16 protein-coding genes are annotated in these 22,137 nt (G+C 36.0%); 15 read left to right on the top strand and 1 reads right to left on the bottom strand.

All coding sequences use genetic code 11. The annotated features are described in order from the left end of the window. Positions 1-2: 2 nt before the first annotated feature. From FRZ67_RS12245 to rpsA, 5 genes are all read left to right on the top strand, one after another. On the top strand, positions 3-920 hold the full coding sequence (locus FRZ67_RS12245) for a hypothetical protein (protein ID WP_147189843.1): 918 nt from the start codon (positions 3-5) through the stop codon (positions 918-920). A gap of 188 nt (positions 921-1,108) precedes the next feature. Then, positions 1,109-2,263 carry a S8 family peptidase gene (locus tag FRZ67_RS12240; RefSeq protein WP_147189842.1) on the top strand — a complete coding sequence of 385 codons (1,155 nt, stop codon included), beginning with the start codon at positions 1,109-1,111 and terminating at the stop codon, positions 2,261-2,263. Positions 2,264-2,274: 11 nt separating this feature from the next. Beyond that, on the top strand, positions 2,275-4,185 hold the full coding sequence (locus FRZ67_RS12235) for a hypothetical protein (RefSeq protein ID WP_147189841.1): 1,911 nt from the start codon (positions 2,275-2,277) through the stop codon (positions 4,183-4,185). A 171-nt stretch (positions 4,186-4,356) separates the two neighbouring features. Further along, entirely contained in the window at positions 4,357-4,785 is a 429-nt protein-coding gene (locus tag FRZ67_RS12230) for a CBS domain-containing protein (protein ID WP_147189840.1), read from the top strand. 242 nt (positions 4,786-5,027) lie between these two features. After that, positions 5,028-6,971, top strand: a complete 1,944-nt coding sequence (gene rpsA, locus FRZ67_RS12225) for a 30S ribosomal protein S1 (protein WP_147189839.1) — start codon at positions 5,028-5,030, stop codon at positions 6,969-6,971. A 265-nt stretch (positions 6,972-7,236) separates the two neighbouring features. Here rpsA and FRZ67_RS12220 read toward each other — a convergent pair whose 3' ends face one another. Beyond that, positions 7,237-8,415 (bottom strand): acyltransferase family protein, encoded by a 1,179-nt coding sequence (locus FRZ67_RS12220; protein WP_147189838.1) that lies wholly within the window; start codon positions 8,413-8,415, stop codon positions 7,237-7,239. 370 nt (positions 8,416-8,785) lie between these two features. Here FRZ67_RS12220 and FRZ67_RS12215 point away from each other — a divergent pair, with 370 nt between their 5' ends. The 10 genes from FRZ67_RS12215 to FRZ67_RS12170 all read left to right on the top strand — a co-directional run bounded on the left by FRZ67_RS12215 (position 8,786) and on the right by FRZ67_RS12170 (position 22,113). After that, entirely contained in the window at positions 8,786-11,149 is a 2,364-nt protein-coding gene (locus FRZ67_RS12215; protein ID WP_158638363.1) for an SLBB domain-containing protein, read from the top strand. 241 nt (positions 11,150-11,390) lie between these two features. Continuing rightward, positions 11,391-12,428 (top strand): GumC domain-containing protein, encoded by a 1,038-nt coding sequence (locus FRZ67_RS12210; RefSeq protein ID WP_147189836.1) that lies wholly within the window; start codon positions 11,391-11,393, stop codon positions 12,426-12,428. 31 nt (positions 12,429-12,459) lie between these two features. Further along, positions 12,460-13,878, top strand: a complete 1,419-nt coding sequence (locus FRZ67_RS12205) for an oligosaccharide flippase family protein (protein ID WP_147189835.1) — start codon at positions 12,460-12,462, stop codon at positions 13,876-13,878. Positions 13,879-14,017: 139 nt separating this feature from the next. Continuing rightward, positions 14,018-14,905 carry an FkbM family methyltransferase gene (locus FRZ67_RS12200; RefSeq protein WP_147189834.1) on the top strand — a complete coding sequence of 296 codons (888 nt, stop codon included), beginning with the start codon at positions 14,018-14,020 and terminating at the stop codon, positions 14,903-14,905. A gap of 9 nt (positions 14,906-14,914) precedes the next feature. Continuing rightward, on the top strand, positions 14,915-16,078 hold the full coding sequence (locus FRZ67_RS12195; RefSeq protein ID WP_147189833.1) for a glycosyltransferase family 4 protein: 1,164 nt from the start codon (positions 14,915-14,917) through the stop codon (positions 16,076-16,078). A gap of 3 nt (positions 16,079-16,081) precedes the next feature. Continuing rightward, positions 16,082-16,774: a glycosyltransferase gene (locus FRZ67_RS12190; protein ID WP_147189832.1), complete on the top strand. Its 693-nt coding sequence runs from the start codon at positions 16,082-16,084 to the stop codon at positions 16,772-16,774. Continuing rightward, on the top strand, positions 16,755-17,603 hold the full coding sequence (locus tag FRZ67_RS12185) for a glycosyltransferase family protein (protein WP_147189831.1): 849 nt from the start codon (positions 16,755-16,757) through the stop codon (positions 17,601-17,603). Before FRZ67_RS12190 ends, FRZ67_RS12185 begins: the two co-directional genes overlap by 20 nt. 255 nt (positions 17,604-17,858) lie before the next feature. Then, a complete protein-coding gene (locus tag FRZ67_RS12180; protein WP_147189830.1) occupies positions 17,859-18,947 on the top strand; it encodes an O-antigen ligase family protein in 1,089 nt (362 codons plus the stop codon). 203 nt (positions 18,948-19,150) lie between these two features. Continuing rightward, the gene (locus tag FRZ67_RS12175; protein WP_147189829.1) at positions 19,151-21,133 is read left to right on the top strand and encodes a beta-galactosidase trimerization domain-containing protein; all 1,983 of its coding nucleotides are present in this window, start codon (positions 19,151-19,153) and stop codon (positions 21,131-21,133) included. A gap of 224 nt (positions 21,134-21,357) precedes the next feature. Next, entirely contained in the window at positions 21,358-22,113 is a 756-nt protein-coding gene (locus FRZ67_RS12170; protein WP_147189828.1) for a glycosyltransferase, read from the top strand. Positions 22,114-22,137 lie beyond the last annotated feature (24 nt).

The following is a 22,137-nucleotide window of genomic DNA, read 5'->3' as shown; positions in this document are numbered from 1 at the left end:
TTATGACAAATTTGATAGTTACTGTTCCCAAGCTGAACAAAAGAAAAGTAATTCCTGCGAGTTTGCCTGATGCTAGCAATGTAGCAGGAGTTGTGTTTAAAAATTTCAGTTTTGTCGGTGAAGAAGTTTCAAGCGGATTGCTGCCAAATCCTTCTCTTGGTTCATGGTTTAAAGATGCCGATGGATTTTTCTATTGGGCCGGGGGTCTCTCTATTGCTTCCTTGCCTGCTGCTACAGGAATCCGTACTTCATCTATACTCGCGCCTCCTGTGAATGTTCCACATGACCTGCCTTTAAGCCGAAATCAATGTTTAAAAGCCGCAGGCTGGTTAAAGCAAAATTTTGAAGAAAGAATAAAAAATGCAGTAAAAGATACACCTTTCGATAAAGAATTAATCTATGCGATTGCATGCCAGGAAACTGCTTATAAATGGTTGTTGTGGATAGACAATGAAAAATTCTCTGCCACTACTATTTTAGAAAGATGTGTATTTGATGCAAGTGGTGATTTTCCTGACACACACCGCTCTGCATTTCCAAGAAATAAAAAAGCACTCCTTGATGAATTTGGTCAGGAGATTACCCAAATGTTAGTAGATGAAGGAAATAAAATGCGTGCCATGCCACAACCCGGTTCACCAAATGGTTGGGGTAAAGCAGATTTTTTATATAAAGGTTATGGCATATTTCAATACGACCTGCAGTTTATAAAAGAAGATAAAAAATTCTTTACAGATAAAGGTTGGGCTTCTATTGATGAGTGTATTGCAAAAGCATTGAAAGAATTAAAAACCAAGTTTGCAGCTAAACACGGAAACATGTTTGAAACTGTAAAAGCCTACAATGGCAGTGGTGAAAGAGCTGAACATTATGCAGAAAATGTATCGCAGTTTTATACATGGATCAAGGCAGTTTCATAAACTTCTTTTGATGCCATTATATATAAAAGATGAAGTGATTGCGACGCAACGAAGATGCCACGAAAACATATAGCTGGTATAAAAAATGAACCCGGCATTTCCAATGCTATAAAGCTTTGTTGCGTCGCACTCTTGTACGCCTTATTCTTTTATCAACAGGTTTTATAAACCAAACTATGAACTAACATATGCAGCTAACAGTTAAAGCAAAGAAGCTATTTAAGCGAAAAGTTATTCCATCGTTTCTTCCAGATCCAAAAAATATAATTGGTGTTGTAAATGAGAATTTCACTTTTGAGGGAGAGGAAGTAACAACTGTCCCTAATCCTGATTTAGGCAAATGGTATGTAGATAGAGACGGACATTTTTATTGGGGTGGTGGGTTGAAATTGCCCGGTTCTGCTGAAAACTTTATTCCGCAGACATCGGTAAAAAGAGATACGGAAGTTGCTGTAAGAATTGACAATCCTTTATTAGGCAATTTAAAAATTGATCAAATATGGCAGGATGGTGAAATGGGTGACAGAGCTGTAGTTGCAGTATTGGACAGTGGTATTGCTTTTAATTGTCCCGATCTTGTAAATGCTATTGGGTTAAAAATTGGAGATGATATCAATAATTCACCCCGAGTAAGAAATTTTGTCAACGGTAGCACTTCGTTAAATGATGATAAAGGACATGGGTCTCATTGCGCTGGTATTGTCGCTTCCAGGAATAATGATCATGCTGTTGGAATTGCGAAACGATGTAAGCTTTATATTGGCAAGATTTCCGATGCAAATAATAGTCCTTCGGTTGCTAACATGCTTAAAGGATTAAGATGGGCAGGAGGTTTAGATGCTGATAGCCCACAGGATGTTGATATTATCTCTATGAGTGCAGGCAGTTTATTGAATATGCCAGACATGCAACCAACAATCAGTGAAATTTTAAATAAAGGAAAAATAATTGTTTGTTCAATTGGTAATCGCAGTCCTCAGAGTTTACCTTATGGAGGAACATTCCCTGCAAAATTCAAGGGAGTGATATCTGTCGGTTCAACAGATTTTAATAATGATTTTCAAAGCTTTTCTTATGAATTCCAGGATCTGACGATAGCCTGTGCAGGAACAAATATAGCATCGTACTGGATCAATGGAGAAACACATTTAGAAACGGGCACAAGTCAATCTACTGCTGCATGTGCTGGTATAATTGCTTTGCTTGTTTCAAAATTGAAAAAGAAAGGTGAGCAAAATATTCAATCTAAAATTTTAAATCTCTTAGCTAGTTCAAATACTAAAACTACAAACGGCTTTAATTATCATTTTCTTGAACCTCTTGTATTGTGTAATTCCATTTAAAAATATTTTTTATGCAACGAAAATTTTGTGTGCTATTAGTTTTTATTTTGACTTTTATCACATCTTCAATACGATCTCAGAATCCTTATTATGATGCTATAACCATTTCTCAACGCTTAGATTCAAAAAAACATTTTGGGCCACTTACGTTACCGGTATTTTATAAATATTTTCCTGGGAAAGATGATAATGAAATCGCTGAACTACTTCTTAAAAATCCTTTTTTAGATTCTTTATTTGATGCTTCAAGTGAAGCCAGTCTTGGTAATTTTTTAAATAGCAATATTCTCTCTCCTCTTGGAAACCTTGATGTTACCAACATTGCAGATGGTTTTGCAAAATTTCTTGTAAAGCGCACCAAAGAAGAACTGAATGTGACATTCTTTGAAAAGTTTAAAGACATAATTCATAAACCTGGTTATGAAGATGCGTTTATTTTATTTCCGCAAACCTGCGCAACATTAGACGCCATTGGCGACCAGATCTACAATTATGAATCCTACATGAATGTTCTAAGAGAATCGTTTGAATCAGATATAAATGCACTTGTAAGCAATCTGCCAAAAATAATTGACAACCCAAGGCATGCTGATTTTTTCAATCAACACAGAGAAATAAAGTCAACTTGCCAAAGTGTGTTGTTTGTTGCAAACGAACTCCTTAATAAAGTCCATCCCGGAAATATTCTTGCAGATTTTGATGCAGATTTTCTTGATGGCTTTGCCGCATCAGATGGCAACAATATAAAAGCAGCAGTACAAACATTACAGTTATTTTCCAACTCATTAAGATCTACTTCAAAAGATCATTATTGGTTAAGTGCAGATTCTTTAAAGTTACTTCTCAATGATCCAATTGCATTACAGATATATTTCGGTTTGATCTATCAGCAAGCGGGCAGTAATAAAATAACTTTTGCAGGAAATAAAGATCTGCAGACCCTTTTGAAAAATACTTTACTTCCGGCACAGAGCAAAATTGTCACACTAAACAATTTCATTCGTGGCTTTATAAGCCAGGCAACAATACTCACAAAAAGTATTCAAAACCTAAGCGGTAAAGAAGCAGATAAATTAACTTTCACGGATTACTATAGTTTTTACGCTTCCACAATTGATCTGTTTCAATACGCAACTCAAGTAACTCAGATACCTGAATTATCATCTCTAACACTTGGGCCTAAGTTTAATGATTATCTTTTGGCAGCAAAAGCTGCTGGTAATATTGCACTTGATATAAGCCGCAAAAATTATGGAGCAGCAATCATAAACTCTTATCAGTTATATTCTTTTGCGTTTCCGGGAGATGAAACTAATAGCTTATTCAAAAAATTTCTTTTACAATACGGTTCATTTATTTCTTCTGTAGCCCAAGCAGAAAATAGTGATGACGTTGAAAAAGCAATAGAAGCTGCCGCTTTGCCATCGGGAAGTTCACGTGTTAAACGCGAGACTGACTGGAATATAGCATTAAACGGGTATGTAGGTATTTACTATGGTTACGAAAAAATAAAAGGTGTTGATTCAGGCGGAAAATGGAACAGTTATGGAGTTACCGCACCCATAGGCATTTCATTAAGTAAAGGGAGCATATTAAAAGGAAAAGACGGATCGGGGGGCGGCAAATCAATTACTGCATTTATTTCGCTTATAGATCTTGGGGCTGTTACAGCGTTCAGGTTCACTAATGATAGTGCAGAAAAAGTTCCAACAATTGAATTAGAAGATATTGTTTCCCCGGGTATATTTTTATCCTACGGCCTTGGTAAAGTACCAATGTCTTTTAACGTAGGCTATCAATACGGGCCATTGTTGAGGAAGGTAAACCTGGATGAGAATTTATATGAAAAAAATTATTCTCGTTTTAGCATTTCACTTTGCGTAGATATTCCGTTTCTGAATTTTTATACAAAATCAAAATAAAAAAAATAAATATTGTAAAATTAATTTTTGGAAAGTAAGTTTGGTTTGCTATTCCATTTCAGAGTATTAAAAGTGAGTGACATTAAAGAGTTTTATTTTAAATCACAGCCTCAACACTTTGTCATTACGCTAAATCTTCGTATCTTAACTTTTCCTAAAATTCGCTTCCAAATGAGAAAAGTTGCAGATATACTCCGTCGTAAAGGAAATCACGTAACTACTGTTGAACCTGGTATAACAGTTATAGATGCCCTGCATATTATGGCAGAGCAGAATATTGGTTCCGTGGTAGTTGCTGAAAATAATAGATTTCTTGGAATCATGACAGAACGCGATTATTCCCGTAAAGTGATATTAAACGGCAGGTCATCAACCGATACAACGGTTGGTGAGATCATGACCAAAGATTTTCCACCAGTTGCTGCATCTGATACTGTTGAACATTGTATGGAACTTATGTCAAACCAAAATCTTCGTTACTTACCCGTTATGAATGGAGATGTTTTGGCTGGCATTATTTCTATTAATGATGTTGTAAAAGAAACCATACTAACCCAGCAGGAAACCATTTCTCACCTACAGGATTATATTCATTCCTAAAAAAAGTTTGAATTTTTTATAGAAAGTGTTCCGGCGGGCTATTACCGGAACATTTTCATTTTTATGCCCGGCTCAGACTGTTATCCAGCTAATCATTGCCCTGAACCATGAAGTGAGTGACACAAGAGCCGACGCCATAAAATGCTACCGCCTGTAAACCAAAAAAATCCACCTGATATCCACAATTTCCCTGATTTTACTTACTTTTGCCGCCCCGAACAAAAACATCGGGATTTTATATCATGAGTGAAAACAATATTGTTAACGAAAACGCTGATGTACAGGAGAATGCTCCAGTGGCTGAAAATGTAACCACCGAAGCTTCTGCAGCGACAACAAATGCACCTGTAGTGGAAGCTGCTGTAGCAGAATCTATACCTCAACCCGTTGAAGAAACCGTAGCTGCACATGATGATTTTGACTGGAGTATTGATAAACGCAATGTTTCTCATTATTCTCAGGAAGAAAAAGAAAAATACGACAAAGTGTATGACAGCACTTTCGTAGCCATTGAAGATGGTGAAATTGTAAATGGTAATATTGTTGCTTTGACCAAGACAGATGTTGTTATTAACATCGGTTTTAAAAGCGATGGTCTGGTTTCCCTGAATGAATTCCGCGATACGCCTAATATTAAAATAGGTGATGACGTGGAAGTGATGGTAGTTGAAAAAGAAGACAGAAATGGTCACCTTTTTCTTAGCCGCAAATCTGCCCGCATTTTCCGTGCATGGGAAAGAATTGTGGAAGTGCACAAAACTGGCGAGGTGGTTACCGGCCTGGTTACAAGCAAAACCAAAGGCGGTCTTATTGTGGATGTATTTGGTATGGAAACATTCTTGCCAGGCAGCCAGATCGATGTTAAGCCCGTTACTGATTACGATCAGTTTGTAGGTAAAACAATGGAATTCAAAGTGGTTAAGATCAATGAAGCCATTAAGAATGCTGTTGTTTCTCATAAAGCGCTTATCGAAAGCGATATCGAAGCACAACGTGCAGAGATCATGAGCAAACTTGAAAAAGGCCAGGTGCTTGAAGGTACTGTTAAGAATATTACAGACTTCGGTGCATTTATGGACCTTGGTGGTTTGGATGGTCTGTTGTATATCACCGATATTTCATGGGGCCGTATCTCTCATCCAAGCGAGGTGCTGAAGATGGACCAGAAACTGAATGTGGTGGTACTCGATTTCGACGACGACAAAAAACGTATCAGCCTTGGTTTGAAACAATTAACTCCTCATCCCTGGGATGTGCTGCCTGAGTGGATCCACGAAGGCGCTGTTGTAAAAGGTAAGGTGGTTAATATTGAAGATTACGGTGCATTTCTCGAAATTCAACCAGGTGTTGAAGGTCTTGTACACGTAAGTGAAATTACATGGGCAAATACACCGATCAACGCTAAAGAATACTTCAAACTCAATGATGAGCATGAAGCTAAAGTAGTAACACTTGATAAAGACTCACGTAAAATGAGCCTTTCTATCAAACAGCTTACTGAAGACCCATGGAGCAGCATTGAAACCAAATATCCAGAAGGCAGCAAGCACAAAGGTTTGGTGAAGAACATTACCAATTATGGCGTGTTTGTGGAGCTTGAACCAGGTATCGGCGGTATGATCCACATCAGCGATCTTAGCTGGTTAAAACGTTTCAACCATCCTTCTGAATACACTAAAGTTGGTGAACATATTGATGTGGTTATTCTTGGTGTGGATAAAGAAAACAGGAAACTGCAACTTGGGCATAAACAACTTGAAGAAGATCCATGGAATGCATTGCAGGATACTTTCGCAGTTGGAACTGTATTGGAAGCAACTGTTATCCGCAAAGATGATAAAGGCGCAATCGTTCAGTTACCTTACGGGCTTGAAGGTTTTGCACCGGCACGTCATCTTACAAAAGAAGATGGCAAAACTGTAACGGCTGAAGAAACTTTACCATTCCAGGTAATTGAATTCGACCGTAACGAAAAACGCATTCTTCTAAGCCATAGCCGCATATGGGAACAGGCAAAAGCTGAGGAAGCAGAAGCTGCTAAGAAGGAAGCAAAAGTAGAAGCAGATAAAACCAAGAAAGCCGTGAAGAATATTCAGGGAAAAGTTGAAAAAGCAACATTGGGAGATCTGGGTGCTTTAGCTGAGATCAAAGCAAAATTGAAAGAAGAAGAAGGCAATAAAGAATAAGAGTGGATGAATTATAACAAAGGCCCCGCAGTAATGTGGGGTCTTTTATTTTTATTGTGATTAGAAAGTTTTTTGAACTTAGCAAGAGTGCTGCTATCATCCTCGTTGTGTCACTCACTTGTACGTTCAGATCAGGCAGGAGCTTTCAGGTAAAGCAAATTGTATTTAGCTGACAGCTGATTACTGAATGCTGAGACCTATTCATCAGTACAAGAGTGCGACGCAAGCAAAGCTCGATGCCTAAGTAAAAGTTGGGCCCATTAAATTAAACTCTTATATAGATTTTCTTTTTATCGAGCATATAAACAATAAGCCAGTAAAAGGCTATCATGCAAAACGCATAAAATAAAGAACCGATTCTAAGATCAGGAGCAATGTTTTTACAAATATGTTCGTAAAACCATCCAAATGGTGTCGTGTAAAGTTGCTTTCCCTCTGCAGAAACTTCTGTGGGAATACGGATTAAAGCAAGCAACCTTGGAAGAAAACCACTCAATACAAAAATGAATAAAGGGTTCTTTCCAAACACATCAAAGAAGCGGCTCCACACGCCTTTTATATTTTTGAATTCAATAAGAAAGATGAAAGTAGAGAGTGTAAATATGGCCAGCCCCGTAGTATAAATGGTATAACTGCTTGTCCATATTTTTTTATTGATGGGAAATGCAAGCCCCCAAAACAAACCGGTGAAGGCAAGCACTGCCCCGGCCACAAAAAGATTGGAAAGCATTTCGTAAGTCTTACCTTTTTGTTGAATGTATTGCCCGACTAAATAACCAAAAATCACCTGAACAATTGGCGCAAAAATGCTTGCGAGACCTTCCGGATCAAATGCGACGCCTTCTCCTTGATACATGTGAGGCTCACCCAAAACAGTTTTGTCCACATGTGTACCAAAATATCCCTGCAAACTATAAGGATCAGTTTTATCACCAAATGCAAAACATAAGCCCCAATAAAATAGTAGTAATGCAGCTGCAAAAACATAAGCACCTTTTGTTTTAAAAAAGTAAACGATCAGTGATGCAAAACAATAGGCCAATGCAATACGTTGCAGCACTCCTAAGATTCTTATACCATGTTGTATGCCTTCCGCGTCTGTCCACTCCCATGATTTAAAAACAATTGTATCGTTTTGCCACATTAAAAAGGGGCTCCAGTTTAAGAACAAGCCGATTAGAAAAATAAGCAGTGTTCTCTTAAAAACTTTTTTCAAAAAATAGGCAGTTCCTGCCTGCTCCATTCTCGGCATTACAAAGGCCATTGCATTACCAACCGCAAAAAGAAAGAATGGGAATACAAGATCCGTAGGCGTACAGCCATGCCATGGCGCATGATCTAATGGAGCGTAAATGTGCTCCCACGATCCCGGGTTATTTACCATGATCATTAATGCTACTGTAGCACCACGAAATACATCTAAAGAATAATATCGCTGATTCATTTTAATGAAGTTAAACAAGTAACGAAGCTTATGTCTTTTTATTTGAAATGAATTGGTTCAGCATGCTGTTTAGTCATTTGTTAAAGCTGTCGTCCACATACTAAAATTACTATCTTTGCCACCGTCGTTTAAAAAAATGAGTATCTATATTGCTAACAGCTAAGTATCGGTCGGGGATGTAAAGTGACTGATACTTTTTTATATATGGGACTCACATGGCGAAGCTTTGCATTGATAGTTTCAAATTTTTTATATTGCGCTGCTTTTAGTTTTAGATACCGACCTGCTTCGACCCGTAAATAATTTCTTTATTACAAATAGTATGAAAAAACTTATCGTATTTTTTTGCTTACTGTTTTCAAGTATAACAATGCTTCAGGCACAAGGGTTACTTAATCAGGATTTGAGGCAAATACATGTTGATCAGTTAAGCGATGCTGAAATTCTTCTTTATTCTAATAAAATTCAACAGGCAGGCATATCGATAGAACAAGCTCTGCAAATGGCTGCAGCAAAAGGAATGCCTGCTACGGAAATACAAAAGCTTAAACAAAGACTACAGCTTATTAATTCAAGAACCGGTTATTCTACAAACCGCATGAGATCTAACGATACTCTTCCGGGTAGAGATAGCAGTCTTTATTATTATGATTCGTTAAGAGCTCAGAAACCATTAATAGATCCTAAAATATTCGGCTCAGAACTTTTCAATAATGCAACCCTGAACTTCGAACCGAATATAAGGTTAGCATCACCGTTAAATTATACAGTTGGCCCGGATGATGATTTGGAGCTTTCTGTTTATGGCTTGCAGGAAACAAATTTTTCTTTATCGGTAAGTGCAGAAGGCGCGGTTACTATTCCTAATGTTGGGCAGGTAAAGGTTGCAGGATTATCATTGGATGAAGCGACACAACGCATGAAAATTGCCATGCAAAAAACAGCTTACAGCTCATTACAAAATGGACGCTCAAAACTTTCTGTAACACTTGGTAATATCAGAAGTATACGAGTTACAATAATAGGGAGCAACAAGCCTGGTAATTATACATTGTCATCACTAACAACAGTATTCAATGCCTTGTTTGTGTGTGGGGGGCCGTTGCAAACCGGCAGCTTCAGAGAAATAGAATTAATAAGAAATAACAAGCTGTATAAAAAAATAGACTTATACAGGTTTCTTGTAAACGGAGATCAGTCAGACAATGTAACGCTAAAAGATAATGATGTAATTAGAATACCTTCTTACAAAACGAGGGTTGAATTGCAGGGATACGTAAAACGCCCCGGTATTTTCGAAATGCTTCCGGGTGAGACATTTGCCAATCTTCTCGAATTTGCATCCGGCTTTGCAGACAGTGCATACAGATCATCTATTAAAGTAACACAGTTTACCGAGAAAGAACTAACTGTAAAAGATGTAAGTAATACTGCGTATTCAACATATATACCGCAGGCAGGGGATAAAATTGAAATAGCAAAAATTCTTGACCGGTATACCAACAGGATAAAAATTTCAGGCGCAGTTTTTCGTGAAGGAAATTATGAATTAACTCCTGGTATGACTGTCGGTGACCTTATAAATAAAGCTGATGGATTAAGAGAAGATGCTTACATGAGCAGGGGCCAGATATTCAGGCTGAAAGATGATCTTTCAAAAGAGCTTGTTTCTTTTAATCCTGAAAGCAATACAAACATTCTTTTAAAAAGAGAAGATTCTATTGTAATTAAATCTATTCTTGAATTGCGCGATGATTATTATATATCTGTACAGGGCGAAGTACGGGTTCCGGGTTTTTACGAATACAATGACAGCCTTACACTCAAAGATCTTGTGTTGCAATCAGGCGGTTTAACCGATGCAGCATATCCACAAAAAATTGAAATAGCAAGGTTGATTCAAAGAGATACGCTCACTTTTGCTGATGTAAGGGCAAGTGATATTATTGAGATCAACGGCATGGAAGATTTTGCCGACCCTAATAAAAATGTTCTATTAAAACCCAATGATGTGGTAACTATTAGAAGAAAACCCGGCTTTCTTAAACTTGAATCAGTAACTGTTTCAGGAGAATTGCAATATCCCGGCCCTTACGTCTTACAGAAAAGAGAAGAACGCGTAAGCGATCTTTTAAAAAGAGCTGGTGGTTTTACACCGGAAGCATATCCTGCAGGAGCTTTCATTAAAAGATATAATCTTGATGATACCATCAGGCTTTTCAAGAAGCAGACTATTGCCAATATACAACAGCAATTAAACGACTCTACTACACAGCTTACGCAAAACATAGAAAGAGAGTACGACCAGATTCCACTTGATTTCAGAAAGATACTATCAAACCCAGGCTCACCGGACGATGTAGTTTTAAAATCAAGAGATGAATTAATTGTGCCAAAGTATAGTGCCCAGGTTAAAATAAGCGGCAGTGTTTTATTTCCCACACAAATAGCATATAACAAATCGTATAATTTTAAAGACTATCTCTCATCTGCAGGTGGTGTTTCAGACGCGGGCAGAAGAAGCAAGATATATGTAATAGCAGCAAACGGTAAAGCGCAATCAACAAGATCATTTCTTTTCTTTAAAAAGTATCCCGATGTAGAACCGGGTTCAGAGATTATTGTTCCCGCAAAGGAAGAAAGAACAAACAGGCTCACAACCGGTGAAGTAATAGGTATTTCAAGTGCACTTGCTTCTTTGGCCGGTGTTGTAATTGCGATATTGCGGTTGTAACGGCATCCTGAGAAATGGTTGCAATTTTATGATACAGGCAAAATTGCTGATGGCATCGCCTGTTGCGTCGCAAGCACTTCATCGTCCGGTACCTTATTGAGCAGCGAAAATACAGGCTGATGAACTAAGTATCCTCAGTACAAGTGTGCGACGCAAGGGACGATGCCATGAAATATCTTTAGCAGGACTCATAAAAATTCTTTACTAACTTCTAATTGTTATCAATATAAATTATAACGCCATGGAGGCTTCGGAAAAAGAAATAACCCTTAAAGAATTTGTTCATAAGATAAAAGAATCTTTTAAGTTCCTTTTTTCAAAATGGCTTATAATAAGTATTGTAGCAGCAGTTGCAGCCGGCATTGGTGTTATTACAGCTTATGTTATATCGCCTGTTTACAGCGCAACAGTGAGTTTTGTTTTGTCTAATAATTCATCTCCTGCTGGTGGGCTTATGGGTTTTGCTACTCAGTTTGGTTTAGATCTTGGCAGTAATGGTTCCGATGCATTTTCCGGCGATAATATTATTACACTGATGGGGTCAAAAAAAATGGTTCAGGAAGTGTTGTTAAAAAAGCCCGACAATAAAACTACTTTATTAAATACCATAACACAGAATCTTAAGCTGGATAAGAAATGGGATGAGACTGACCGTACAAAAAATATGTATCCTTTTCCTGATGCTGCATCAAAAATGACTCCCATACAGGATAGTCTTTTTAGAGAAGTATGTAAAGTAATACAGGATAAAATGCTGGATGTTTCGAAACCAGACAAGGACAAAAATATTTATGAAGTAAAAACAACATCTAAAAATGAGTTGTTCGCGTTCTATTTTACTAATTATCTTGTTGATGCTACTTCTTCTTTTTATATAGATACAAAAACAAGTACAGCAAAACGCAACCTTGATATGCTTCAAAACGAAGCAGACAGCCTAAGACATTTATTGGGTGACGTTATTGTTACAACGGGTGCACAAACTGATCAGACATTTAACTTAAACCCTGCTTACCAGGTACAGCGTTCAGGTGCACAGCAAAGCCAAGTAAGAGCTGCAGCACTTGGAGAAGCTTATGGTGAGGTTTTAAAAAATCTGGAAATCGCCAAAATAACATTATTAAAAGAAACACCTCTGTATCAGATTATAGATCAACCTTCGCTGCCATTATTAATAGAAAAGCCAAGCAAGTTATTATACCTAATTATTGGTGGTTTTATCGGAGCTTTCTTAATGATGATTTATCTTATTCTCAGGAAAGCACTTACTTCAGTTTAGAATAGTACTGCTTACTATATTAAAACCCATCATGTCTTTTAAAAAAACATTTCTCAGGAATCTGTTTGTTTCAGGCGGATTTACTTACCTGGCACAACTGGTAACTTTCCTGGCCAGTTTTATTACTTCGAGATTATTAAGTCCGAAAGATTTTGGGTTAGTGGGTCTTATTGCTGTGTTCTCAGGGTTTATTACAATTTTTTCAGATAGTGGTATTTCAATGGCTGTAATCCGATCTCCGTTTAAAGAAACTTATTACAGGGGGCTGCATTATCTTTCAATAATTATCGGGGCATGTTTAACCGTAATTTCTATATTACTTATTTATCCCATTGCTTTATTTTATGATAACAGAGACATTATTTTACCTGGTATTGCCATTGCCTTTCTTTTTATTATAAAATCCTTTTCCATTGTTCCTATTGCAGTGTTACAAAAGGAACTGCGCTTTGGAGCTGCAGGGCGTGCTGTATTTATCAGCACATTAATTGGTACGATCAGTACCATAGTTATGGCATTTACAGGGTTTAAATTTTGGTCACTTATCTGGTCACAATATGTAACTGCTGTAATATCTGGAATTCTTTTGTACAGCAACTCTTCTGCAATTTTTAAGAAGACAAAATTGAGCGTAGTAAAGAAATCATTCCTACTGGCTAAAAGACTTATTGGGAGTCTTATTGGTTTTAATATGATTAATTATTGGGCACGCAATGCTGATAACCTTATCGTAGGAAAATATTATGGCACTGCAGAGCTGGGCATTTATAACAGGGCGTATATGATGCTGCAGATACCACTAAATCTTATCACCGGTATATTTTCTACTGTTCTTTTGCCAAGTTTTATAAAGCATAAAGAGGCGGGTGGCGATATGGAGCAGGAATACTATTTTATTTTAAAAATAATATCCATATTAAACTTGCCTGTCGCAATTATTTTATTACTTTTTCCTGACAAGCTCGTTATGATTTTATGGGGGCCAAACTGGATTGCAGTAGCAAAACTGTTACCTTATTTTGGATTACTGGTACTTACACAAACCCTGACTTCTACACAAGCCAGTATCCTTGTTATTTTAAAATTTGAAAAAGATCTGATGTTTTTAGGATGGATCAATTCTGCTTTTATGGTTACAGGAATTATTATTGGTGCAACTATTTCTCTAACATCGATAGCAGCTTTTTATTCTTTATCATATATATTGCTGGTGCTGCCGCTTTACATTTTTTATTTGTTTAATTATAAATTACGCAGCGGTAGAAATGCGCTCCGTTTTTGGCTGCCAAAATTATTTCTGTCGGCATTTATCTGGTCAGGTATTTATTATTCCGTTTTTCCAATTGTTTTGTGCGGTCTTATTTTGTGGACAATAATAATACTCTGGGATGCGAGAAGTGGACTGGCAATAGTTTCAAAAAGATTTTTACCAGGCCTTTCAAAAACTTAATTTTCACAGAACATTCTTTCGATTTTATCAGGTGGATATTTTTTTTGATACCTGCTTTGTAATATTATGGCATCGTTTGTTGTGTCACTCACTTGTGCTGCATATTTTATAGCAGCAAAATAAACTGTAAACAAATTTCATGAAGTTAAACATCAGGAAAATTATTTATCCGCTATTTAAGATTAGTATCCTGGAAAAGATACTGCAGATTATTATGAGGGGCAGGTATTCAAACAGCCTGTTGGTGTCTTTTATACCACCACCAAACGCATACACCAATCCCACATACAGGATAGCAAAAAAAGGATCATTAAGATTATATGCCAACCTGTATGATTATAATGATTGGAAAGCATATTGGGGAATTAAAGAGATAGAAAGAGATGCACTTTATAAATTAGCGGAAAATGCAAAAACAGTAATTGATATCGGCACAAACAATGGTTGGGTCCTGATGAACATTGCCAGCATTATTAAGAAAAATGATGGCTTTATTTACGGCTTTGAACCATTTCCGGATACCTATAAGCGCTGTATTGACAATATTAAAAGAAGTAAACTTGAAAACACGCAGGTATTTAATTTTGGTTGTGGTGAATCAGAAAGTTCTTTTTATATGTCTGTAGTCCTCGACAGCAATAGTGGCCAAAACAGGATCGTTGATGGAAAAGAAAGCAATGAAAAATTAGTACAGGTTAATGTAACTACGCTTGACAAAAAATTAGAAAGTTTGGAAAGCATTGACCTTATCAAAATTGATGTAGAAGGTTTTGAGCTGCATGTTTTAAAAGGAGCAGGAAATCTTTTAAAAAAACACAGACCTGTAATATTTATTGAAATCAATGAACCGTTATTGCGGGAAAACAATACTTCGCCGTATGAGGTTTTGAGTTTTTTAAAAAATAATTATCAGTACAGTTTTGTAAATGCTGCGAATAAACAACCTGTTGATATAACGAAAAACTATAAAAATAGTCAGCTTGATGTTATCTGTTATCCTCCTTTAAACAAAGCTGCAGGTAACTAAAATATATTCATGAACGACTTGCAAAAATTCAGGATTATTTATATTACACATTACACTGAATTATATGGAGCAAACAAATCATTGCTTAACCTTATTGATGGGCTTACAAAAAAACGAATAACGGATCTTTTGGTAATATCACCTGCTAAAGGAAAAATAACAGAAGCTTTAGCCGATAGAAATGTTCCATATAAAATAATTCCTTTTGTAAACGAAATACATGAAGCTGACAGTAGGCCACCTTTTTTTAAGATGATGGCAAAACTACTCTACAATTGGTATCTCGTTTTAAAATTTGGAAATAAAATAAAAGGAAATAAAAGATCTCTTATTCATACGAATGCTTCTCCTGCTTTAATTGGGGCGTATTTTTCTTATTGGTTAAAAGTGCCGCATGTATGGCATATTCGTGAATTCGGCTTGGCAGATTATAATTTTCAATACAATTTTGGTGAGAGCTATTTTAAATACTGGCTTAATAAATCTAAAGCTGTTATTGCTATAAGCAGATCAGTTTATAACGAAAGGCTTTCAGAATGCAAAGTCTCTTTAAAGAAAGTTATCTATAATGGTGTTATTTTTCAATCTGAACTAAGTACTGAAAGGTCACATGCACGATCTAAAAAAGATACTGATTTTGTCTTTGGAATTATAGGATTAATAAGTAAAGAAAAAGGACACCTTGATGTAATAGAAGCATTTTATCTCTTTAATAGAAAAAATAAAAATTCAACACTGGCAATTGCAGGAGCAGGCAATGAGAAATTTATTGATCTTTTACAAGAAAGAATTGCAGCCTATAACCTAGAAAAAAAAGTGATCTTCTATGGATATGTTACTGACACAGAAAAATTCTATAACAACATAGATATACTATTGATGTGTTCAAAGAATGAAGGATTAGGCAGGGTTACAATTGAAGCGATGAGTTATAATGTACCGGTGATCGGGTATAATAATGCTGGTACAGCAGAAATAATTGAGCACAATTATAACGGATTACTATATAATGGAACAGTAAATGATCTTTACGAAAAAATGGAGTCTTCATACAATAATAAATACCTTGCCGAGATAAAGAAAAATGCTTTAAATACAGTGAAAGAAAAGTTTACGATTGAACAATATACGGATAGCATTTGTGAAATATATGAAGCCATAAAATTTGACTAACAGATGGATGGAAACTTGCCCCTGTTAACAGTAATTATAGTTGTATATAACGGAGCTGCTTCTATTGAAAATACTATACAATCAACCCTGCATCTTAATTATGAAAACAGGAAGATCATAATTATCGATGGCGGTTCTTCAGATGGCACAACTGATATTATTAAAAAATATCAGCAACAAATCTATTATTGGATCAGTGAGCCGGACAAAGGAATTTATGATGCAATGAATAAAGGCTGGGCACAAGCAGACCATGATAGTTATATTATTTTTTTAGGAAGTGGTGATAAAATCCTTCAACTGCCGGATCTGTCAAAAAACATAGATCATAACATTATTTATGGCAGTGTATGGATTGGTGAAAAACTATTTAATAGTGTTACTGATTTCAGGTTAAAGCTTGGAAATACTGTTCATCACCAGGCACTGCTAATCAAAAAAAGCATTCATCCGCAACCGCCTTTTTCATTAGATTATCCTGTATATGCAGATTTCGATTTTAATCAGCGTCTGTATAAGTCGGGTATACCATTCATTAAAGACAAATCCTTTTATAGTTATGCGCTCGAAGGTGGTGTTAGCGCTGTAAAGAATAAAAAAGAATCATTACGGGTCGTAAAAAAAAATTTTGGAAAATTATATTCGCTCTTAGCCAGTATCTATTATTTTTTGCAGGATGCACGAAACATTAAATAATCTATATGCTGTAATAGTTTTATATAAAACTGATTTGCAAAGTTGTCATACTTTCAATAGTCTTTTAAAAGCTGCACAATTCCAGCATGGCGTACTTGGTTTGTTATTGTATAATAATTCGCCTGATGTAAAAATAGATATTTCAATTTATGAAAACTCAAACGTCCATATTAAGGTGGTGGAGGACATGCAAAACTCTGGTGTAAGTAAGGCATATAATACAGCGTATATTTTTGCAAATGAACTAAAAAAAAAATGGCTACTGTTACTTGATCAGGATACATTGCTACCGGAAAATTTTTTCACTGATTTTTTTGCTCAAAGAAAACTTGATGTAAATAATATGGACCGGTTGTATTTTCCAATAATACTTTCTAAAGACAAGATAATATCACCAGCTACTTATATTCCATACAGAGGTATTATTAAAGAAAAAGTAGAACCCGGATATCAGGATATCCGCAAACTGGCAATAATAAATTCAGGAACAATAATTGACCTCTCTCTTTTTAATGCGGCAGGAGGATTTAATGAAGCTGTGGCCTTAGACTTTAGTGATGTTTCCTTTTTCAGGCGTGTAAAGCACATACAGAACAGCGGGATGCTTTTAGATGTAAAATGTATTCATGGCTTTTCCGGAGTTGAATATGATGATTACGAAAAGATCATGCACAGGTTTAAAATATTCAACCAAAATGCAATCGCATTCAGTAAAGAAAAAGGTGTCCGTAAAGGTTATGTATTTACAACCGTGTTTATACGCGCTATAAATCTTTCGCTTAGGTTCAAAACACTGAGTTTTTTAAAAGAGATAAAATTTTCATTTTAAAATTATCTATCAGTACTGAGTATTTTGATAGTCAGCTTCAATATGCTTGGCATCATCTGTTGCGTCGCACGCTTGTACAGCATAACATTATGCGGCAGGGAAAACAATTCTAACAAAACAAATCTGCTTCCTTTATAAAATATGCTGTTATATTCAGAAAACAGGCGTTCACTGATCTTTATTTTTTTCGTCTTCTTTTTTCTCGAGCTATGCCTCGGCGGATCAGGCGGGCTATTGAAGTATGACTTTATCACCTTGCGAAAAATCGATTTCATTATTGCATTGGTCATAACCGTATTTATTTACTCTTTTATTAATAAACTCGATTATGAGATAGTTTCTATAACCTTTGTTTTCCTGGTCCTTCTTTTGTTTAGCACTATAGTGGGGTTTTTAAATTATGGGAATGATGCAAGAGTGTACGAGAACTTTTTCATGCAATCGTTTTTTCTGCTACTCCCCTTTTATCCCTTGTTTATAAAAGGGAAAAGAGATGTTATACTAATAACAAAGCTTTTCATTTTTGCATCTGCTTTGCTGGCAATATCTTATACTTTATTATGGCTTTTAATGCTCACGGGAGTAATTCCTTTTTTATCTGTTTATGCAATCTTAACGCAATCAGATGAGTTTATGGGCAGGGGCGGCATAGCATTTTGGTACAAAGGCTTCTTATACTTATGCGTGGGAATTTATTTTGTGAGCCTCATTAACAATAAGCTCACAAAAAGATTTTTACAACTGATAATATTTATAGCGCTCATTCTAACTTTTACAAGGGGGTTCATAGCAGCATTATTTGCCACTGCTATTATTTTTAATTTCTTTTTTAAAAATATAGTGTGCAGTATTTTAATTCTTGTAATTGGAGTTTTGGGATTTGTTTTTTTAAGCAGTGCCTTCGAGCAGGTTTCATTTAATAGAGATGAATCAGACCAGGTAAGGTATCTCCAGATAGACCAGGTTATTCAGAGTACAACGCCTGTATCATTTATAGTAGGTCACGGTTTAGGAGAAGGCGTGAAAGTGAGGGAGAATCATATGGAGATTAATTATCTTGAAGTTTTTCACAAACAAGGTATAATTGGGCTGCTCTTTTGGTTTTTTCTGCTGGGGTATATAGTATTTATTTACTGGCAAATTAAACGTACAAACATTGCGAACGAGATCTATGCCCGGCCTTTCTTACTTGCAACAATATTCGTGTATATAGAATCATTCACAAATCCGTTTCTCACCAATTCTATTGGAATGAATATTGTAATGGTATCCCTTGTATGCCTGAATATTTTAAAAAAGCGGGAATCGGTTCCTGCTCATGTACAAGTACCGGAAATAGGATAAACGAAAATGTATTTAAAAAAAGAGTGTTTTGAGTTAATTATTTTTTAGCAAATTCCCCGCAAAGATGCCCACTGATATACAGATAAAGTTATTGCGACGCAAGGGACTATGCCATGAGTGATGTAGCTTGTATCAGAGCAAATGTGGCATTCCTGAAACTAAAATAAATAACTCGTGCAGCTCCTTTTTTCAAAAAATGCAAAATGAAAAAAAACCTTAGAAAAAAACACCGGATATATAACTTACTCTTTTGTTTGCTTAGCATTATATCCACTGTAAGCTTTGCGCAAGCACCTGCAGAGCGTTTTGCAGGTGTACATTTTGATTTTCATGCGAAAGAAACGGATAGCAATATAGGTAAGTCTTTTACGCAGGCCATGGCAGATTCTTTTTTGCAGCTTGTTAAACCTGATTTTATCCAGATAGATTGCAAAGGACATCCAGGCTATAGCAGTTATCCAACATCGGTAGGAAATGCCGCTCCAAATATTAGCAATGATCTAATGAAAATATGGAGTGATGCTACAAAGCAAAATCATGTAGGCTTATATGCACATTACTCAGGATTGCTTGATGCACGTGCATTAAAACAAAATCCTTCATGGGCCATAACTAATTCCGACAGCTCAAAAGAAAATGTTATTTCACCATTGAGCAACTACAGTGATGAAATAATGATTCCTCAACTAAAAGAACTTGCATTAAAATACAAAATTGATGGTGCATGGATTGATGGTGATTGCTGGGCTGTAAAAACAGATTATTCATCATCTTTAATAAATGCATTTAAAACAAAATATGCAAACACTAAAATACCTGTAAAACAGGGAGACGCTCATTATGCAGACTGGATACAATTAAACAGGGAATGCTACATAAAATATTTCTCGCACTATGTAGAAACTGTTCATAAATACAGGCCCGATTTTAAGATCATTAATAACTGGGCCTTTAGTGCTTACATGCCCGAAAAGGTAGATGTAAATGTAGATTTTTTATCAGGAGACATTCGCGGCAACACTCCATATGATGCAGCTTTTGAAGGCAGATGTATGGCTGCAAAAGGAAAGCCTTGGGACCTTATGACATGGTCACAGGTAAACCGCAATAATAAAATGGTTACCAAATCATACAGGCAAATGGCGCAGGAAGCAGCAAATACAATTGCTTTAGGCGGCGGTTTTCAAACATATTGGCCGCAGAGAAGAGATGGTTCTTTGCCTTCAGAACATTTTAAATTAATGGCAGATATTATTAGCTTTTGCAAACAAAGAAAAGAATACACTTTTAAAGGGAACATCGTTCCACAGGTGGGTTTGCTTTTTTCTGATGAGATATGGAAAAATGTTTTGATCACAGATCATTTATATGCTGAAACAGGTTTAGGTTATTTCAGACAGGTATTTAAAATACTTTCAGATGCTCAGTACAGCACAGATGTTCTCATGTACTACGACCTGGACAAAAGGTTGTCTTCTTATCCTGCAATCGTTGTTCCACTATGGAGCAGCCTAAGTCCGTCTGTTATTAAAAGCCTTATTAACTATGCAAACAATGGTGGCAACCTTTTGGTAATAGGCGCTAATGCTGTAAAGCAATTTGCATCTGTTTGTAATGTTACCCTTGTAGGAAATCCTCTTAGAACTGCAGATGTTAAATTGTCATTGGATTCATCTGCGGCATTTAAAACAGATCTGCAACCGGCATCTGTTAAAAGTGGTAATGCAGAAGTAGTAGGAAATATAAAAAATGGTTCAGCAGCAAATTATCCTGCCGCTACAATTCATAACATCGGTAAAGGAAAGATTGGATTAATATATTTTGATCCAAAAAATTTATATGGAGATGAGCATGTAACAATGGTAAAAGAATTTACTGCTACTGTTCTTGCAAAGATGTACAACAACCCTGTTGTTACTATAAAAAATGCACCTTCTGTTGAACAGGTAGTTACTACAAAAAACAATCATTTATTTATTCATCTCATAAACATGAGCGGTAACGAATCTGCTTATGATAACCCAATGAAAATACCAGCATTCCATGTAGTGGTAAATCGGCCTGCAAAACCTTCTTCTATTGTGTTGCAGCCTGAAAAAATAAATCCTGAATATACTTATAAGAACGGTAAACTTGATATTGTGATTCCCGGGCTGGATATTTATTCAATCCTACAGATAGATTAAACAAACTGCCTGTCGAATATTTTTTGAGCCAGGCAGCATTAGTGCTATTTAGCTTTGTTGCGTCGCACACCTTGTACGGTTGTATTATTGCGCAGCAAATTCAAAATTCCGGGCTAATATAGGTGATGCCAAAAGTTATGTGGATAAAGAGATTGCGACGCAACGATGATGCTATAAAATACTGAAGCAGGTATTCAAATTATTCTTTTAAAAGTAGCTCTAAAATGCCCCACGCGGAGATATCAATAGTAATTGCAACATACAATGGAGAGAAACATATAAAAGCCCAATTAGGTTCTATTCTGCATCAAATAAATGACAATACGGAAGTTGTTATATCCGATAACGGATCGACAGATAACACGGTTCAAATGATTAATGCATTTAATGATCCAAGGATTAAGCTATTACAAAATCTTGAAAAAAAAGGAAGCACCAATAATTTTGAATTCGGTTTACAGCATACCACCGGAAATATAATATTTCTTGCAGACCAGGATGATATATGGCTGGAAAATAAATTTAACACCTGTCTTGAAAAGCTTAAGCAGTACGACCTCGTTGTAACAAACTGTAAAGTTGTAGACGATCAGTTAAATGTGTTGTATCCCTCTTTTTTTGAACTCAATAATTCGGGAAAGGGAATAGTAAGAAATCTTAAAAAAAATGCTTACCTGGGATGTTGTCTTGCATTTAAACGTGAGGTGTTGAATATTTCAATGCCGTTTCCGCAAGGGATAGAAATATATCCGATGCACGATATATGGATTGGGTTTGTTGCTGACTGCTTTTTTTCAACATATTTTATTGATACGCCATTACTTTTATACAGGCGGCATCAAAATAATATTTCTACGGCATCAAACAAATCTCCGTTTTCCTTTACACGTAAACTTAATTTCAGATGGCGAATAGTTAAATATTTCCCTTTGATATTGTCAAGGTATTGGAAGGTAAAATTTGGGAAAAAGAAAAACTAACCTACGGTTATAAATAAAAAAGAA

Origin of the sequence: Panacibacter ginsenosidivorans (assembly GCF_007971225.1) — a bacterium.
Taxonomy (GTDB): Bacteria; Bacteroidota; Bacteroidia; order Chitinophagales; family Chitinophagaceae; genus Panacibacter; species Panacibacter ginsenosidivorans.
This window is presented reverse-complemented; position numbering and strand designations above follow the sequence as displayed.

Bases quoted from the DNA above. Each gene is read 5' to 3' on its own strand.
- rpsA (WP_147189839.1), top strand. From the start codon at position 5,028: ATGAGTGAAAACAATATTGTTAACGAAAACGCTGATGTACAGGAGAAT.
- FRZ67_RS12240 (WP_147189842.1), top strand. From the start codon at position 1,109: ATGCAGCTAACAGTTAAAGCAAAGAAGCTATTTAAGCGAAAAGTTATT.
- FRZ67_RS12190 (WP_147189832.1), top strand. From the start codon at position 16,082: ATGGATGGAAACTTGCCCCTGTTAACAGTAATTATAGTTGTATATAAC.
- FRZ67_RS12220 (WP_147189838.1), bottom strand. From the start codon at position 8,415: ATGAATCAGCGATATTATTCTTTAGATGTATTTCGTGGTGCTACAGTA.
- FRZ67_RS12205 (WP_147189835.1), top strand. From the start codon at position 12,460: ATGTCTTTTAAAAAAACATTTCTCAGGAATCTGTTTGTTTCAGGCGGA.
- FRZ67_RS12210 (WP_147189836.1), top strand. From the start codon at position 11,391: ATGGAGGCTTCGGAAAAAGAAATAACCCTTAAAGAATTTGTTCATAAG.
- FRZ67_RS12200 (WP_147189834.1), top strand. From the start codon at position 14,018: ATGAAGTTAAACATCAGGAAAATTATTTATCCGCTATTTAAGATTAGT.
- FRZ67_RS12175 (WP_147189829.1), top strand. From the start codon at position 19,151: ATGAAAAAAAACCTTAGAAAAAAACACCGGATATATAACTTACTCTTT.
- FRZ67_RS12170 (WP_147189828.1), top strand. From the start codon at position 21,358: ATGCCCCACGCGGAGATATCAATAGTAATTGCAACATACAATGGAGAG.
- FRZ67_RS12235 (WP_147189841.1), top strand. From the start codon at position 2,275: ATGCAACGAAAATTTTGTGTGCTATTAGTTTTTATTTTGACTTTTATC.
- FRZ67_RS12245 (WP_147189843.1), top strand. From the start codon at position 3: ATGACAAATTTGATAGTTACTGTTCCCAAGCTGAACAAAAGAAAAGTA.
- FRZ67_RS12230 (WP_147189840.1), top strand. From the start codon at position 4,357: ATGAGAAAAGTTGCAGATATACTCCGTCGTAAAGGAAATCACGTAACT.
- FRZ67_RS12195 (WP_147189833.1), top strand. From the start codon at position 14,915: ATGAACGACTTGCAAAAATTCAGGATTATTTATATTACACATTACACT.
- FRZ67_RS12185 (WP_147189831.1), top strand. From the start codon at position 16,755: ATGCACGAAACATTAAATAATCTATATGCTGTAATAGTTTTATATAAA.
- FRZ67_RS12215 (WP_158638363.1), top strand. From the start codon at position 8,786: ATGCTTCAGGCACAAGGGTTACTTAATCAGGATTTGAGGCAAATACAT.